General features: G+C 70.8%; 12 protein-coding genes and 1 tRNA gene. 7 read left to right on the top strand and 6 right to left on the bottom strand.

All coding sequences use genetic code 11. From position 1 onward, the window contains the following. The first annotated feature begins 5 nt into the window (after nt 1–5). The 4 genes from AB0J10_RS16705 to AB0J10_RS16690 are packed head-to-tail and all read left to right on the top strand — an operon-like array spanning nt 6 to nt 4,655. A complete protein-coding gene (locus tag AB0J10_RS16705) occupies nt 6–935 on the top strand; it encodes a branched-chain amino acid ABC transporter permease (RefSeq protein ID WP_363062147.1) in 930 nt (309 codons plus the stop codon). Further along, entirely contained in the window at nt 932–2,761 is a 1,830-nt protein-coding gene (locus AB0J10_RS16700) for a branched-chain amino acid ABC transporter permease (protein ID WP_363062145.1), read from the top strand. Before AB0J10_RS16705 ends, AB0J10_RS16700 begins: the two co-directional genes overlap by 4 nt. A 2-nt stretch (nt 2,762–2,763) precedes the next feature. Beyond that, nucleotides 2,764–3,939 carry an ATP-binding cassette domain-containing protein gene (locus AB0J10_RS16695; RefSeq protein WP_363062143.1) on the top strand — a complete coding sequence of 392 codons (1,176 nt, stop codon included), beginning with the start codon at nt 2,764–2,766 and terminating at the stop codon, nt 3,937–3,939. Beyond that, a complete protein-coding gene (locus tag AB0J10_RS16690; protein ID WP_363062141.1) occupies nt 3,939–4,655 on the top strand; it encodes an ABC transporter ATP-binding protein in 717 nt (238 codons plus the stop codon). Before AB0J10_RS16695 ends, AB0J10_RS16690 begins: the two co-directional genes overlap by 1 nt. A 102-nt stretch (nt 4,656–4,757) precedes the next feature. On the opposite strand, the gene AB0J10_RS16685 is transcribed toward AB0J10_RS16690, so the two are convergent. Then, a complete protein-coding gene (locus AB0J10_RS16685; protein WP_363062139.1) occupies nt 4,758–5,426 on the bottom strand; it encodes a response regulator in 669 nt (222 codons plus the stop codon). A gap of 99 nt (nt 5,427–5,525) precedes the next feature. On the opposite strand from AB0J10_RS16685, the gene AB0J10_RS16680 reads away from it, so the two are divergent. Beyond that, nucleotides 5,526–5,600: transfer RNA gene (locus tag AB0J10_RS16680), tRNA-Leu, on the top strand. A 110-nt stretch (nt 5,601–5,710) separates the two neighbouring features. Next, nucleotides 5,711–6,493: a transcriptional regulator gene (locus AB0J10_RS16675; RefSeq protein WP_363062137.1), complete on the top strand. Its 783-nt coding sequence runs from the start codon at nt 5,711–5,713 to the stop codon at nt 6,491–6,493. Between the two features lie 40 nt (nt 6,494–6,533). On the opposite strand, the gene AB0J10_RS16670 is transcribed toward AB0J10_RS16675, so the two are convergent. The 3 genes from AB0J10_RS16670 to pyk all read right to left on the bottom strand — a co-directional run bounded on the left by AB0J10_RS16670 (nt 6,534) and on the right by pyk (nt 9,362). Next, complete coding sequence (locus AB0J10_RS16670; protein WP_363062135.1) at nt 6,534–7,199, bottom strand: hypothetical protein; 666 nt, start codon at nt 7,197–7,199, stop codon at nt 6,534–6,536. Nucleotides 7,200–7,225: 26 nt separating this feature from the next. After that, nucleotides 7,226–7,810: a hypothetical protein gene (locus AB0J10_RS16665; protein ID WP_363062133.1), complete on the bottom strand. Its 585-nt coding sequence runs from the start codon at nt 7,808–7,810 to the stop codon at nt 7,226–7,228. A gap of 115 nt (nt 7,811–7,925) precedes the next feature. Beyond that, nucleotides 7,926–9,362, bottom strand: a complete 1,437-nt coding sequence (gene pyk / locus AB0J10_RS16660; RefSeq protein WP_363062131.1) for a pyruvate kinase — start codon at nt 9,360–9,362, stop codon at nt 7,926–7,928. A gap of 532 nt (nt 9,363–9,894) precedes the next feature. Between pyk and AB0J10_RS16655 the strand changes: the two genes are divergently transcribed. Then, nucleotides 9,895–11,697, top strand: a complete 1,803-nt coding sequence (locus tag AB0J10_RS16655; protein ID WP_363062129.1) for a 5'-nucleotidase C-terminal domain-containing protein — start codon at nt 9,895–9,897, stop codon at nt 11,695–11,697. A gap of 65 nt (nt 11,698–11,762) precedes the next feature. On the opposite strand, the gene AB0J10_RS16650 is transcribed toward AB0J10_RS16655, so the two are convergent. Together AB0J10_RS16650 and AB0J10_RS16645 are read right to left on the bottom strand one after the other, a co-directional pair. After that, on the bottom strand, nt 11,763–13,208 hold the full coding sequence (locus tag AB0J10_RS16650) for a SidA/IucD/PvdA family monooxygenase (RefSeq protein WP_363062127.1): 1,446 nt from the start codon (nt 13,206–13,208) through the stop codon (nt 11,763–11,765). Next, the gene (locus tag AB0J10_RS16645; protein ID WP_363062125.1) at nt 13,205–14,623 is read right to left on the bottom strand and encodes an aminotransferase class V-fold PLP-dependent enzyme; all 1,419 of its coding nucleotides are present in this window, start codon (nt 14,621–14,623) and stop codon (nt 13,205–13,207) included. Before AB0J10_RS16645 ends, AB0J10_RS16650 begins: the two co-directional genes overlap by 4 nt. Between the last annotated feature and the right edge of the window lie 360 nt (nt 14,624–14,983).

Genomic DNA, 14,983 nt, shown 5'->3' with positions numbered 1-14,983 from the left:
ATGCGGTGAACGAACTGCCGCAGCAGCTGGTCAACGGCCTGCTACTCGGATCGATGTACGGGCTCGTCGCCATCGGCTACACAATGGTCTACGGCATCGTCCAGCTCATCAACTTCGCCCACGGCGAGATCTTCATGACGGGGGGCTTCGGCGCCCTCACCGTGTGGCTGATACTCCCCGGCGGCACCACCATGTGGGTGGCCCTGCCACTCATGATCATCGGCGCGGTCCTCGTCGCCACCACCATCGCCGTGGGAGCGGAACGCCTCGCCTACCGGCCCCTCCGCGGAGGGCCGAGACTCGCCCCGCTCATCACCGCGATCGGCCTCTCCCTCGCACTCCAGCAGGCCGTATGGGCGTGGTACCCCGGGGCCAAGTCGTCCCGCACGTTCCCCGAGATCCCGGGCGGTCCCTTCCACATCGGTGGCATCACCATCCAGACCGGTGACATATTCCTGCTCGTCGCCGCCCCCATCTCCATGGCCGTCCTCGGCTACTTCGTCATGAAGACGCGCACCGGCCGCGGCATGCAGGCCACCGCGCAGGACCCCGACACCGCCAAGCTCATGGGCGTCAACACCGACCGCATCATCGTCGTCGCCTTCGCCCTCGGCGCCGCGTTCGCCGCCATCGGAGCCGTCGCCTACGGCCTCAAGTACGGCGAAGTCCAGTTCCGCATGGGCTTCCTGCTCGGCCTCAAGGCCTTCACCGCAGCCGTCCTCGGCGGCATCGGCAACATCTACGGAGCCATGATCGGCGGCCTCGTCCTCGGCGTCGCCGAGACCTTGGCGGCCGCCTACGTCTCCGAGATCCCCGGCATGCAGCAGCTCGGCGGCCAGTCCTGGGCCAACGCCTGGGCCTTCGTACTCCTCATCCTCGTGCTCCTGTTCCGGCCCCAGGGCCTCCTCGGCGAGCGCGTCGCGGACAGGGCGTGACCACCATGACCACACAGACCAGCACCACGGACACCCCCGACACCGCATCGGCCGAGACGCGCTCAGGGCTCCTGCCCCCGCGCATCGCCCGCGCCACCGCGACCGCCGGCGGCGCCCTCTCCGCCCTCTCCGCCTTCACCGCCTGGACCTGGACCGCCGCGTTCCCCGGCGACCTCACCGTCTACGGCTACCCCGGCGGCCTCCAGTGGCTCGTCCTCGTCGGCGGCGCCCTGACCCTGCTCTTCGGCCTCTCCTCCTACGGAGTCAAGGGCCTGCGCTGGCTCACCCCGGCAGGCGGGGACGCCGCCCTCAAGCTCGCCGCCTACGCCGTGTTCGCCACCACCTGGTACACGGTCATCGCCATCAGCACCCAGCTCGGCGGACTGATCAACCTCGAACCGGGCGGCTTCGTCGCCGCCCTGGCCGCCCTGGCCGCCCTCGTCGGCGCCCAGTCCCTGCCGTACGCACGCCCCGAGCTCCTCCCCGCCGACCCCGAGGACAGCGGCTGGCAGCAGTTCAAGCACGATCTCGGCAACCGCCGGGCGGGCTTCAAGGCCGGCTTCGCCGCCGACGTCCCGCCGCCGGCGCGCAAGCTCCCCGCCTACGCCGAGATCCTGATCATCACCGGCTTCCTCGCCCTCGGTCTCGCCGTCTTCACCTACGGCATCACCACCGAGTACGACGAACTGTTCATCGGCTTCCTGCTCACCGCGGGCTTCGGGTTCGCCGCGCTCGCCAAGGCCGGCCTCATCGCCCGGATCTCCGTGCTCACCGCACGCCACCGCAACGTCACCCTGACGGGCGCGTTCGCCGCGGCCGCGGCCTTCCCCTTCACCCAGAGCGACGACCAGTACGCCACCATCGGCGTCAACATCCTCATCTTCGCCACCGTCGCCCTGGGCCTGAACATCGTCGTCGGCCTCGCCGGCCTCCTCGACCTCGGCTACGTCGCCTTCCTCGGCGTCGGCGCGTACGCCGCGGCCATGGTCTCCGGCTCGCCCTCCTCCCCGTTCGACATCCACCTCCCGTTCTGGGGGGCGATCCTCGTCGGCGCTGCCGCGTCCATGGTCTTCGGCGTTCTCATCGGCGCCCCCACCCTGCGACTGCGCGGCGACTACCTGGCCATCGTCACCCTCGGCTTCGGTGAGATCTTCCGTATCGCCGTGCTGAACCTCGACGGCACCTCCGGCCCCGACATCACCAACGGCTCCAACGGCATCTCCTCGATCCCGAACCTCAACATCCTCGGGTTCGACTTCGGCGCCGAGCACAGCATCGGCGGCTTCACCATCGGCCGCTTCGCGAACTACTTCTTCCTGATGCTGCTCGTCACGCTGATCGTCGTCGTCGTCTTCCGCAGGAGCGCGGACTCCCGCATCGGACGCGCCTGGATCGCCATCCGCGAGGACGAGACCGCCGCTCTCGCCATGGGTATCAACGGGTTCCGGGTCAAGCTCATCGCCTTCGCCCTCGGCGCCGCGCTCGCCGGCCTGGCCGGCACCGTCCAGGCACACGTCACCTACACCGTGACCCCGGAGCAGTACCAGTTCGCCCACGTCGTCCCGCCGAACTCGGCGTTCCTGCTCGCCGCGGTCGTCCTCGGCGGCATGGGCACGATCAGCGGACCGCTCGTCGGCGGCGCACTGCTCTTCCTCATCCCCGCCAAGCTGCAGTTCCTCAGCGACCTCCAGCTCCTGGCGTTCGGCCTCGCGCTCGTCCTGCTGATGCGCTTCCGCCCCGAGGGCCTGATCCCCAACCGCCGCCGCCAGCTCGAGTTCCACGAGAACGAGGAAGCGCCCGCCACCCTCACCAAGGCAGGTGCCTGAACATGACCACCGACACGATCACGAAGGCGACCGCAGCCGCGCCGACCGGTGAGCCGGTCCTCGACGCCCGCGGCGTCACCATGCGGTTCGGCGGTCTGACCGCCGTGCGCTCCGTCGACCTCACCGTCAGGAGCGGCGAGATCGTCGGTCTCATCGGCCCCAACGGCGCCGGCAAGACCACGTTCTTCAACTGCCTCACCGGCCTCTACATCCCCACCGAGGGCGAGGTCCGGTACAAGGGCACGGTCCTGCCGCCGAAGTCCTTCAAGGTGACCGCGGCCGGCATCGCCCGCACCTTCCAGAACATCCGCCTCTTCAGCAACATGACGGTGCTGGAGAACGTCCTCGTCGGCCGGCACACCCGGACCAAGGAGGGCCTCTGGTCCGCCCTCCTGCGCGGCCCCGGGTTCCACAAGGCCGAAGCGGCCTCCCGGGAACGGGCCATGGAACTCCTCGAGTTCGTCGGCCTGGCCGGCAAGGCCGAACACCTCGCCCGCAACCTGCCCTACGGCGAGCAGCGCAAGCTGGAGATCGCCCGGGCACTCGCGAGCGAGCCCGGACTGCTCCTCCTCGACGAGCCCACCGCCGGCATGAACCCGCAGGAGACCCGGGCCACCGAGGAACTGGTCTTCGCCATCCGCGACATGGGTATCGCCGTCCTCGTCATCGAGCACGACATGCGCTTCATCATGAACCTCTGCGACCGGGTCGCCGTGCTCGTCCAGGGCGAGAAGCTCATCGAGGGCGACAGCCAGACCGTGCAGAACGACGAGCGCGTCATCGCCGCGTACCTGGGCGAGCCCTTCGAGGGCGCACCCGGCGACGAGGAGGCGGCGGAGGTCGCCCAGGCCGAGGCCGCGGCCGGAGTCGCCACCACCGAGCCGGAGGCGGAGACCGACGCCGAACCGGAGCCGGAGACCACGCAGGACGCGGCCCCGGAGAGCGACGCCGACGAGGCCGGAGACACCTCGAACGCCGAGACGGAGGCCCCCACCGGCACCGCAGGCGAGGCAACCGCCGACCGGGCCGGTGCCGCCGAGGACCGGGCCGACGACACCGGCGAAGGCCCCGAAGGACCCGACGACGCACCGGCCGCCGCACCCCGGGCCGACGCGCCGGAAGAGGCCGGCGACGGTGACACCGCCCAGGCCTCCGGCACCCGCAAGGAGAACGACTGATGACCGCACTTCTCGAGGTCGAGGACCTGCGCATCGCCTACGGCAAGATCGAGGCCGTCAAGGGCATCTCGTTCAAGGTCGAAGCGGGCGAGGTCGTCACCCTCATCGGCACCAACGGTGCCGGCAAGACCACCACCCTGCGCACGCTCTCCGGACTCCTCAAGCCCGTCGGCGGACAGATCAGGTTCAACGGCAAGTCGCTGCGCAAGGTCCCCGCCCACCAGATCGTCTCGCTCGGACTCGCCCACTCCCCCGAGGGCCGGCACATCTTCCCGCGCATGACGATCGAGGACAACCTCCTCCTCGGCGCCTTCCTCCGCAACGACAAGGAGGGCATCGCCAAGGACGTCCAGCGCGCCTATGACCTCTTCCCCATCCTGGGCGAACGCAGGAAGCAGGCCGCCGGCACGCTCTCCGGCGGTGAGCAGCAGATGCTCGCCATGGGCCGGGCCCTCATGTCCCAGCCGAAACTGCTCATGCTGGACGAGCCCTCCATGGGCCTCTCACCGATCATGATGCAGAAGATCATGGCCACCATCGCCGAACTCAAGGCCCAGGGCACCACCATCCTGCTCGTCGAGCAGAACGCCCAGGCCGCGCTCTCCCTGGCCGACCACGGCCACGTCATGGAGATCGGCAAGATAGTCCTCTCCGGCACCGGACAGGACCTGCTCCACGACGAGTCCGTCCGCAAGGCGTACCTCGGCGAGGACTGACCGCACCACCCGGAACACCGGAGGCCCGCACCCTCGGGGGGTGCGGGCCTCCTCCGTCCGCGGCCCGCCGGTGCGCGCGCACCGCGACGGACCACCGCCGGACTAATTCCGGTCCTGGCCGCCCCTGGCCGCCTTCTTCTCCTCGGCGTCCTCGATGACCGCCTCCGCGACCTGCTGCATCGACAGCCGCCGGTCCATCGACGTCTTCTGGATCCACCGGAACGCGGCCGGCTCGGTCAGCCCGTACTGCGTCTGCAGAACGCTCTTCGCACGGTCCACCAGCTTCCGCGTCTCCAGCCGCTGGGCGAGATCCGCGACCTCCTTCTCCAGCGCCCGCAGCTCCGCGAACCGCGAAACCGCCATCTCGATGGCCGGCACCACGTCGCTCTTGCTGAACGGCTTCACCAGATACGCCATCGCCCCGGCGTCCCGCGCCCGCTCGACGAGATCACGCTGGGAGAAGGCCGTCAGCATCAGAACCGGTGCGATCGACTCCTCCGCGATCTTCTCGGCGGCGGAAATCCCGTCGAGCACCGGCATCTTCACGTCCAGGATCACCAGATCCGGCCGCTGCTCCCGGGCGAGCTCGACGGCTCGCTGCCCGTCCCCGGCCTCGCCTACGACCGTGTAGCCCTCTTCCTCGAGCATCTCTTTCAGGTCGAGGCGGATGAGGGCCTCGTCCTCTGCGATGACGACGCGGGTCGTCAGCGGCGGGACGTGCGACGCGTTGCCGTCGTCGGCGACGGGCTGGGGCGACTCGGGGGCGGTCACGGGAGCTCCTCGTTGCGGACAGGTGCTGCTGCCCATGAGCCTACCTAGCTGCGGTATGGTGGACGCGCAGAGGGTCGGGGGATACCTTCGATTCTGCTGGCCCCGGTAGCCCAATTGGCATGAGGCAATGGATTCAAAACCCATACAGTGTCGGTTCGAGTCCGACCCGGGGCACTTTTCCTTCCATTCCAAGGTCGCCACTTCGATTCCGGGAATTCACCCGACCTCGTGAACTGCACCCGAGGGGCCGCTCCGGCTCGGTCGGATGAGCCAAGCTCGTCCGTATGTACGACATCGGTGTGCGCGAGAATGTGCTGGCGCTCATTGCCGCCGGCCGCAGCCTGAACTCCGTCAGCAAGGAAACAGGCATTTCCCGTGCCGCGATCCGTGCCTGGCAGGTGCGGATCCAGCCACTTCCCCGTCTCCTCGGGCAGGCGGCTCCCTGCCCCCGGTGCCGACCGGAACCCACGGAACCGCAGAACACGGCCGCGTACGCCTATCTGCTCGGGCTGTACCTCGGCGACGGGTGCATCAGCGCGCACCCGCGCGGCGGCCATCATCTGCGCATCGCCTGCGCCGACGCCTGGCCCGGGCTGATCGACGCCTGCCGGACGGCCATCACATCCGTGCGGCCGGAGGCCACGGCGTACACGCTCCAGAAGCAGGGGTGCGTCATGGTCACGAGCTACGGCCGGCACTGGACGTGCCTCTTCCCACAGCACGGTCCGGGCAGGAAGCACGAACGCTTGATCGCTCTCGAGCCCTGGCAGGGGCGCATCATCGACGCCCACCCGTGGGAGTTCGCGCGCGGGCTGATCCACTCCGACGGCTGCCGCGTCACCAACTGGACCACCCGAGTCGTCCGGGGGGAGACCAGACGTTACGAATACCCGCGCTACTTCTTCACCAACACGTCCACGGACATCGTGAAGCTGTACACCGACACGCTCGACCGGGTCGGCGTCGAGTGGAGGACGCTCCATCAGAAACGCAAGGCCGTGACCGTGTCCGTCGCCCGGCGCACCTCCGTCGCCCTCATGGACGCGCACATCGGGCCCAAGTACTGAGCGGGCCCGATGTGCGGGTTCGTCGGTGGTGGCGGTGGCGTCAGGCGTCGAGGAGCTGGTTGAAGAAGAGCCGGTAGTGCTGCAGTGCGACGCGCAGGTCCTCCGTCTCCGTCACCTCGCCCCTGCTCCACTGGGACTCGAGGTCCTGCTTGTGGTCGGCGAAGGTCGCCGCGAGGGTCTGGATCACATCGGCGACGAGGGAGTCGGCAGCGCGAACGGAGTCCCGGGGGTCGTCGATGAAGTTCGCCTGTATCTGCTGCCAGCGGTCCCGGTAGCTCTCGGCGTCCTCGCCGGCGATCAGGGGCGTGCCGCGGTCGGGCCCCGGTCGCCCCTCCGTCGCCGCGGGTTCCGCGTACTCCCGCTCGGCCCTGGGCTCGCTGTCCGCCGCGGGTTCCCGGCCCTCCCGGTCCGCGGCGGGTGCCCGGCCCTCCCGGTCCGCCGCGGGTTCCCGGTCGGTCACGGGTTCCGTCGTGGATGCGCGGCCGGTCGTCTCTTCGGCGGGGCGCGGTTCGGCGGGGCGGTCGCGGCGCTCCGCGGGTGCCCCGGTCCTGTCCCCCGGCAGGTCAGCCGCCTCACCGGGGTACGTGGGCGGGGGGCGTTCGCCGACGGCGTCGTCCTCGGGGGTCGTTCCGGTCCGGGGGTGTGCCAGGTCGTCGGTCGTGAGGCCGCTCCTGGTCGTGTCGTGCGTGCTTTCGGGGTCTCGCATGTCAACTCACCTCGTGCGCCGTGGTGTCAGGCGGCGTCGTGACGCCGTTGGGTGCCGGTGGCCGGATCCGGGCTCGTGCGGGGGTCGCCGAGCAGTTCCTGGAAGAGGGCGCGGTAGTGCACCATGGCTCCGCGCAGTTCCTCGGTGGTCGCCCGGCCTTCCCTGTTGCGCAGTCCGACGTCGTGGGCGGCCCGGTAGTGCTCCAGGGTGTTTCCGTGTTCGACGGAGAGGTCCCGGAGTTGCTGCTCGTAGCCTTCCGTGGGGTAGCCGCGGTCGCTCATGAGCCGGGTGACGAGCCGGTCGGCGTCGTCGACGCAGCGGGCGGGTTCGTCGACGAAGCGTTCCTGGACTCCGGTCCATTCCGCCGCGTACCGGTCCCTGTCCTCCGGGGGCAGTTCCCTGATGTCGAGGTCGCGGTGCCGTTGCTCCCTGGAGCGCAGTTCACGCTCGGCGGCGTGCCTGCTGTCACGGGACTCGACGGTTCGGTCGTACTCGGGGCCGAAGCGTTCCCGGAGCCGGCGCCGGCGGGTGATCAGCCATGCGCCCACCGCGATCAGGAGCAGAACGATCACGATCGGGACGATGACGGCGATGAGTGTTCCTGTGGACATCCGGACCTCCGCATGCATCCGTTGTCGGCGGGGCCCTTTGGGTCGGGGCCTCTTGTGGGGCCGACTGCCCAGGGCCTGTCCGCACAAACACGCCGTCGCCCCGGCGCGGCGGGTGTCAGGGGCGTGGGGTGTCCTCCTCGCCGATGTGGTGGACGCGTACGAGGTTGGTGGAGCCTGCGACTCCGGGTGGGGATCCGGCGGTGATGACGACGGTGTCGCCGCGCCGGCAGCGGCCGATGCGGAGGAGTTCCTCGTCGACCTGGGCGACCATGGCGTCGGTGGAGTCGACTCGGGGGCCGAGGAAGGTTTCGACGCCCCAGGTGAGGTTGAGCTGGGAGCGGGTGGCCGGGTCGGGGGTGAAGGCGAGGAGGGGGATGGGCGAGCGGTAGCGGGAGAGGCGCCGGACGGTGTCGCCGGACTGGGTGAAGGCGACGAGGAACTTGGCGCCGAGGAAGTCGCCGATCTCGGCGGCGGCGCGGGCGACGGAACCGCCCTGGGTGCGGGGCTTGTTGCGTTCGGTGAGCGGGGGGAGGCCCTTGGCGAGGATCTCCTGCTCGGCGGCTTCGACGATGCGGCTCATGGTGCGGACGGTTTCCACGGGGTGTTTGCCGACGCTGGTCTCGCCGGAGAGCATGACGGCGTCGGTGCCGTCGATGACGGCGTTGGCGACGTCGGATGCCTCGGCGCGGGTGGGCCGGGAGTTGTCGATCATCGAGTCGAGCATCTGGGTGGCGACGATGACGGGTTTGGCGTTGCGCCGGGCGAGTTTGATCGCGCGTTTCTGGACGAGGGGCACGCGTTCCAGGGGCATTTCGACGCCGAGGTCCCCGCGGGCGACCATGATGCCGTCGAAGGCGGCGACGATGTCGTCGACGGTGTCGACGGCCTGCGGCTTCTCGATCTTCGCGATGACGGGAAGGCGGCGGCCTTCCTCGTCCATGACGCGGTGGACGTCCTCGATGTCGCGTCCGCTGCGGACGAAGGAGAGGGCGATGACGTCGGCGCCGGTTCTGATGGCCCAGCGCAGGTCGTCGACGTCCTTGTCGGAGAGGGCCGGGACGGAGACGGCGACTCCGGGGAGGTTGAGACCCTTGTGGTCGGAGATCACGCCGCCTTCGACCACGGTGGTGCGGACGCGGGGGCCGTCTACCGCGGTGACTTCGAGCGAGACGCGGCCGTCGTCGACGAGGATGCGCTCTCCGGGGGTGACGTCGGCGGCGAGGCCGGCGTAGGTGGTGCCGCAGATGTCGCGGTCGCCCTCGACGGGTTCGACGGTGATGGTGAATTCGTCACCGCGTTCAAGGAGTACGGGGCCTTCGCGGAATCGTCCGAGACGGATCTTCGGGCCTTGAAGGTCGGCGAGGACGCCGACGCTGCGGCCGGTTTCATCGGAGGCCTTGCGGACGTGGCGGTACCGCTCCTCGTGATCGGCGTAGCTGCCGTGGCTGAGGTTGAGGCGTGCGACGTCCATTCCGGCGTCCACGAGTGCCTTGATCTGCTCGTACGAGTGGGTGGAGGGCCCAAGTGTGCAGACGATCTTTGCTCGGCGCATGGTTCGAGCCTATGTCTTACCCACCGGTAGAGAATTGGTTGCGCGTGACTACTCAACAACCTTTCCATGAAGCCTTATTGACAAGTAATGAATTGTGCATGGGGGTGCTCTTCTGAGCATTCGACTGATGTGGCGCTGTCGGGCGTCGGAGAACGCACCGGTCCCGAGCTTCTCGACGGCGCCGCCGCAGGAGCTGACGAGTGCGCTGGCGTGTCCGTTGCGGCGGGTCGGGTCGGCGAGGGCGCCGCTTCGGTCCGTGCCGCGTGCACCGACGGTGGCCGTGACCGTGACCGCGTGACGGTGGCGCCCATCGTGGCGATCTCGGGCTCGACCTCCAGCCGGGACTCATCGCGCAGGGCGGATCCGGGGTCTCGGGGGTGCCGCGGGGCGCGGGGACGGGCCTGGGCATGTCCCCGCTCATGTGGGCTCCCTCGCTGATCGGTCTCCGGCACTTTCGCTCGGGGCCGCCCTGCGCCAGACTCTACGCGCGTTGTTCCACGCGCGTAGTGCCATGGAAGACAGGGGAGACCACATGCCGCTCAATCGCAGGACGTTCCTGGGCCGTTCGGCCGCCGCGGGCGCAGGGGCCGCCATCGCGGGCGGTGCCGTCGTCCCCGCCGCGGCCCACGGCCGTCACGGGCGGGAGAAGCGGTACTCGTTCACGGTGATGGGCACGACCGACCTCCATGGGAACGTCTTCAACTGGGACTACTTCACCGACCGGGAGTTCGACGACAAGGCCCACAACGACGTCGGCCTGGCGAAGATCTCCACCCTGGTCGAGCAGGTGCGCAAGGAGAAGGGGCGGCGCAACACGCTCCTCATCGACGCCGGTGACACGATCCAGGGCACCCAGCTGTCGTACTACTACGCCAAGGTCGACCCGATCACCGCGCGCCGCGGTCCGGTGCACCCCATGGCGCAGGCGATGAACGCCATCGGCTACGACGCCGCCGCGCTCGGCAACCACGAGTTCAACTACGGCATCCCGGTGCTGCGCAGGTTCCAGGAGCAGTGCGACTTCCCGCTGCTCGGCGCCAACGCCCTGGACGCGAGGACGCTGCGGCCCGCGTTCCCGCCGTACAGCATGCACCGGCTGCGCACGCCGCACGGGCGTGATGTGCGGGTGGCGGTGCTGGGGCTGACGAACCCTGGCATCGCGATCTGGGACAAGGCCAACGTCAGCGGGAAGATGGTGTTCCCCGGCCTGGAGGAGCAGGCGGCGAAGTGGGTGCCGAGGCTGCGCTCGATGGGCGCCGACGTGGTGATCGTGTCGGCGCACTCCGGCTCCAGCGGCACTTCCTCGTACGGTGACCAGTTGCCGTACGTCGAGAACGCGGCGGCGCTGGTGGCCGAGCAGGTCCCGGGGATCGACGCGATCCTCGTGGGGCACGCGCACACCGAGATCGCCGAGTACACGGTCACCAACAAGGAGACGGGCAGGCCGGTCGTGCTGTCCGAGCCGCTGAAGTGGGGCCAGCGGCTGACCCTGTTCGACTTCGACCTGGTGTGGGGGCGGGGCCGGTGGACGGTGGCGAAGGTGGGGGCGAAGGTCCTGAACTCCAACACCGTCCCGGAGGACCCGCGGATCACCGAGCTGCTGGGGGACGAGCACGAGAAGGTCGTGGCGTACGTCAACCAGGTCATCGGCACCTCGACGGCGGCGATGGCCACGGCTGAGGCGCCGTGGAAGGACGAGCCGATCATCGACCTGATCAACCAGGTCCAGGCAGAGACGGTGAAGTCGGCGCTGGCGGGCGGGCAGTGGGCGGCGCTGCCGGTGCTGTCGCAGGCGTCGTGCTTCTCGCGCACGGCGGCGATCCCGGCCGGGCGGGTGACGATCAGGGACGCCGCCGGCCTGTACCCGTTCGAGAACACGCTGGAGGCGCGGCTGATGACCGGTGCCCAGCTGAAGGACTATCTGGAGTACTCGGCGCGGTACTACGTGCAGACGCCGGCGGGGGTCCCGGTGGACACGGCGAAGCTGACGAACGCCGACGGCGTTCCGGACTACAACTACGACGCCGTCTCGGGTCTGACGTACGAGATCGACATCGCGAAGCCGGCCGGGTCGCGGATCGCGAACCTGTCGTTCGAGGGCAAGGCCCTGGACCCGGCGGCGCAGTTCGTCCTGGCGGTGAACAACTACCGGGCCAGTGGCGGCGGTGCGTTCCCGCACGTCGCCGGTGCCCGGCAGCTGTGGTCGAACTCGGACGAGATCCGGAACACGATCATCCAGTGGGTGCAGGCGAAGGGCACGGTGGACCCGGCGGCGTTCGCGTCGGTGGGCTGGAAGCTGACCCGGGACGGTGTTCCGGTCTTCCAGGTGCATTGATCACAGCCCTCGACAGCGCTCGTGATCAGTACACACCTGGTGCCGCATCAGGGACTCCCGCAGCGCTAGCGGACCCGGTGCCGTTCCTCCAGCGGTGCGGTCCGGGGCGCCTGGCCGGGAATGCCGGGCGCCTCGCGCCGTTCGAGGCCGAAGCTGGTGAAGGCGGTGCGGCGGGGAAGCGGGTACGGGTCCTTGCCGGTGAGGGAGTTCAGGATGGTCGCGCTGCGCCAGGCTGCCAGCCCCAGGTCGGGTGCGCCCACGCCGTGGGTGTGGCGCTCCGCGTTCTGCACGTACACGGAGCCGCTGACCGCCGGGTCGAGCACGAGCCGGAAGTGCTCGTCGATGCGCGGCCTGCCGGAGGCGTCGCGCCGCATGTACGGGTCGAGTCCGACGAGGATCCGGTCGAGGGGGCGTTCGCGGTAGCCGGTGGCGAGGACGACGGCGTCGGTGGTGAGCCGGGAGCGGGCGCCCTGCTGGGGGTGTTCCAGGTGGAGTTCGACCTTGGTGGTGGCGACCCGGCCGGCGGTGCGGACGCGTACGCCCGGGGTGAGGACGGCGTCGGGCCAGCCGGTGTGCAGGGCGCGCCGGTACAGCTCGTCGTGGATGGCGGCGATGGTGCCGCTGTCGATGCCCTTGTGGAGCTGCCACTGCCGGGGTACGAGGTCGTCCCGCACGTTCTCCGGCAGGGCGTGGAAGTAGCGGGTGTAGTCGGGCGTGAAGTGCTCCAGGCCGAGCTTGGAGTACTCCATCGGAGCGAACGCCTCGGTGCGGGCCAGCCAGTGGACCCGCTCGGCGCCCGCGGGACGGGCGCGCAGCACGTCGAGGAAGACCTCGGCGCCGGACTGGCCGGAGCCGATGACGGTGATGTGCCCTGCGGCGAGGAGGTGTTCGCGGTGCTCGAGGTAGTCGGCGGAGTGGATCACGGGGACGCCGGGGGCGTCGACGAGGGGTTGCAGCGGTTCGGGGACGTGGGGCTCGGTACCGATTCCGACGGCGATGTGGCGGGCATGGGCGCGGCCCAGCGACTCGGCTCCCCCGTGCGGGTCGAGCTGGGTGAAGTCGACCTCGAACAGGGAGCGTTCCGGGTTCCAGCGGACGGCGTCGACCTGGTGCCCGAAGTGGAGGCCGGGCAGCCGGTCGCTGACCCAGCGGCAGTAGGCGTCGTACTCGGCGCGCTCGATGTGGAACCGCTCGGCGAAGTAGAAGGGGAAGAGTCGGTCGCGGTCCTTGAGGTAGCGGAGGAACGACCAGGGGCTGGCGGGGTCGGCGAGGGTGACGAGGTCTGCGAGGAACGGCACCTGGAGGGTGCTGCCGTCGATGAGCAGTCCGGCGTGCCACTGGAACGCCGGGCGCTGGTCGTAGAAGGCGACGGTGAGGCCGCCCGCGGCGTCCCCGGCCCGTAGCCCGTGGGCGAGGGCGGCGAGGGAGAGGTTGAAGGGCCCGATGCCGATGCCCACGAGGTCGTGGGGCCGGTCGGTCTGGGGGGCGCCGGGGGCGGACGTGCCGGTCATCGGGTGCTGCTGCCTTCCACGAGTGCGATGAGGGTGTCGAGGTCGTGCGCGGTGGTGTGGGGGTTGAGCAGGGTGGCCTTGAGCCAGAGCCTGCCGTCCGCCCGGGCGCGGCCGAGGACGGCGCGGCCGTCGTGCAGCAGCCTGCGGCGGAGCGCGGCGACGGCGGCGTCGCTCGCGCCGCGGGGCCGGAAGAGGACCGTGGTCAGCACGGGCCGGCGGTGGAGTTCCAGGGCCGGGTGCTTCTCGATCAGGTCGGCGCATTCCCGGGCGGCGGCGCAGGTGCGGTCGACGAGGTCCGCTAGGCCGTCGCGGCCGAGGGCCCGGAGGGTGACGGCGATCTTGAGGATGTCGGGCCGGCGCGTGGTCCGCAGGGAGCGGCCGAGGAGGTCGGGCAGGCCGGCCTCGGTGTCGTCGTCCGGGTTGAGGTAGTCGGCGGTGTGGGCGAGCGGGGCGAGCCGGGTGCCGTCGGGGACGGCGAGGATGCCGGCGGCGACCGGTTGCCAGCCCAGCTTGTGGAGGTCCAACGTGACGGAGTGGGCGCGGTCGAGACCGCGCAGCAGGTTCCGGTGGCGGGGGCTGAACAACAGCGGTCCGCCGTAGGCCGCGTCGACGTGCAGTTCGGCGCCGTGTTGTGCGCAGAGGTCGGCGATGGCGGGGAGCGGGTCGACGAGTCCGGCGTCGGTGGTGCCCGCGGTGGCCGTGACGAGCACGGGACCTCCGGGCAGGGCGGTGAGGGCGGCGTCGAGGGCGGCGAGGTCGGTGGTGCCCTCCGGGGCGGGGACGGTGACGGGCTCGGGGAGCCCGAGGAGCCAGGCGGAGCGGCGCACCGAGTGGTGGGTGCCGGCGCCGCAGACGATCCGGACCGGTCCGTGGTGCTCGCGGGCGAGGAGGACGGCGAGCTGGTTGGCCTCGGTGCCTCCGGTGGTGACCAGGGCGTCGGGGCGCGCGGCCCCCGGGTACACCTCGGCGGCGAGGGCGCGGGTCACCTCCGTCTCCAGAGCGGAGGCGGCCGGCGCCTGGTCCCAGGAGTCCAGGGACGGGTTGAGCGCGGACGCGGCCAGGTCGGCGGCGACGGCGAGCGCGAGGGGCGAGGTGTGGAGGTGGGCGGCGCAGTGGGGGTCGGCGGGGTCGGCGGCGCCGTAGGCGACGGCCTCGACGAGGCTACGGAGCGCTTCCTCGGCACCGCGGCCGTGGGTGGGGATCACGGGGGCGACGGTCTCCGCCACGGCCCTGCCCAGGGGTTCGGGCCCGCCGGGGGGCAGCGGCCCGTTCCTCGCGACGGCGCCCGCGCGGAGCGCGTCCAGCACCACGTCGAGGAGGGGCCGAAGCGCGTCGGGTCCTTCGGTCCCGCCGGCGAGCGGCGGGATCCCGCCACCGGGGCCGGGGCTCGACGTCAGGCGCGGTGGCGTCGTCATGCGGGGTCCTTAGGGACGGCGGCGTTGGCCCTGCGGGGACGGGCCTTCCTCCAGGGTGTACGGGGTCGGGGTGGGCTGCCCGCAGAGCTCAACGATCAGAACCCGAAAGTGGTACGCGTCTTTCCGCTGTGGGGCGTTGGGCCCGCGTTCCGCGCCCACGGCAGGCCCGCGCTCGTCGTGCGACGGTCTCCGCGCGGCGGTACGGGGAGGCTCCCGCACGGGCCGGTCCCCGGGCGGGGCGGGGCTGCACGGGCGGGCGCTCGCGGAGCGGGGGCGGGCGCGTCGGGGCGCGCGCCGGGCGACGCGGGACGGCTCCCGGCACGGGGGCGGGGCGCCCGGAGGTACGGCACGGGCAGGCCG

Origin of the sequence: Streptomyces sp. NPDC049887 (assembly GCF_040656535.1) — a bacterium.
In the GTDB taxonomy this organism is placed as follows: Bacteria; Actinomycetota; Actinomycetes; order Streptomycetales; family Streptomycetaceae; genus Streptomyces.
The sequence above is the reverse complement of the archived record's forward strand: the minus strand, read 5'-3'. Positions and strand labels throughout refer to the sequence as shown.

Excerpts from the sequence above, each read along its gene's own strand:
- AB0J10_RS16695 (WP_363062143.1), top strand. The coding sequence starts at position 2,764 with ATGACCACCGACACGATCACGAAGGCGACCGCAGCCGCGCCGACCGGT.
- AB0J10_RS16690 (WP_363062141.1), top strand. The coding sequence starts at position 3,939 with ATGACCGCACTTCTCGAGGTCGAGGACCTGCGCATCGCCTACGGCAAG.
- AB0J10_RS16675 (WP_363062137.1), top strand. The coding sequence starts at position 5,711 with ATGTACGACATCGGTGTGCGCGAGAATGTGCTGGCGCTCATTGCCGCC.
- AB0J10_RS16670 (WP_363062135.1), bottom strand. The coding sequence starts at position 7,199 with ATGCGAGACCCCGAAAGCACGCACGACACGACCAGGAGCGGCCTCACG.
- AB0J10_RS16665 (WP_363062133.1), bottom strand. The coding sequence starts at position 7,810 with ATGTCCACAGGAACACTCATCGCCGTCATCGTCCCGATCGTGATCGTT.
- pyk (WP_363062131.1), bottom strand. The coding sequence starts at position 9,362 with ATGCGCCGAGCAAAGATCGTCTGCACACTTGGGCCCTCCACCCACTCG.
- AB0J10_RS16655 (WP_363062129.1), top strand. The coding sequence starts at position 9,895 with ATGCCGCTCAATCGCAGGACGTTCCTGGGCCGTTCGGCCGCCGCGGGC.
- AB0J10_RS16650 (WP_363062127.1), bottom strand. The coding sequence starts at position 13,208 with ATGACCGGCACGTCCGCCCCCGGCGCCCCCCAGACCGACCGGCCCCAC.
- AB0J10_RS16645 (WP_363062125.1), bottom strand. The coding sequence starts at position 14,623 with ATGACGACGCCACCGCGCCTGACGTCGAGCCCCGGCCCCGGTGGCGGG.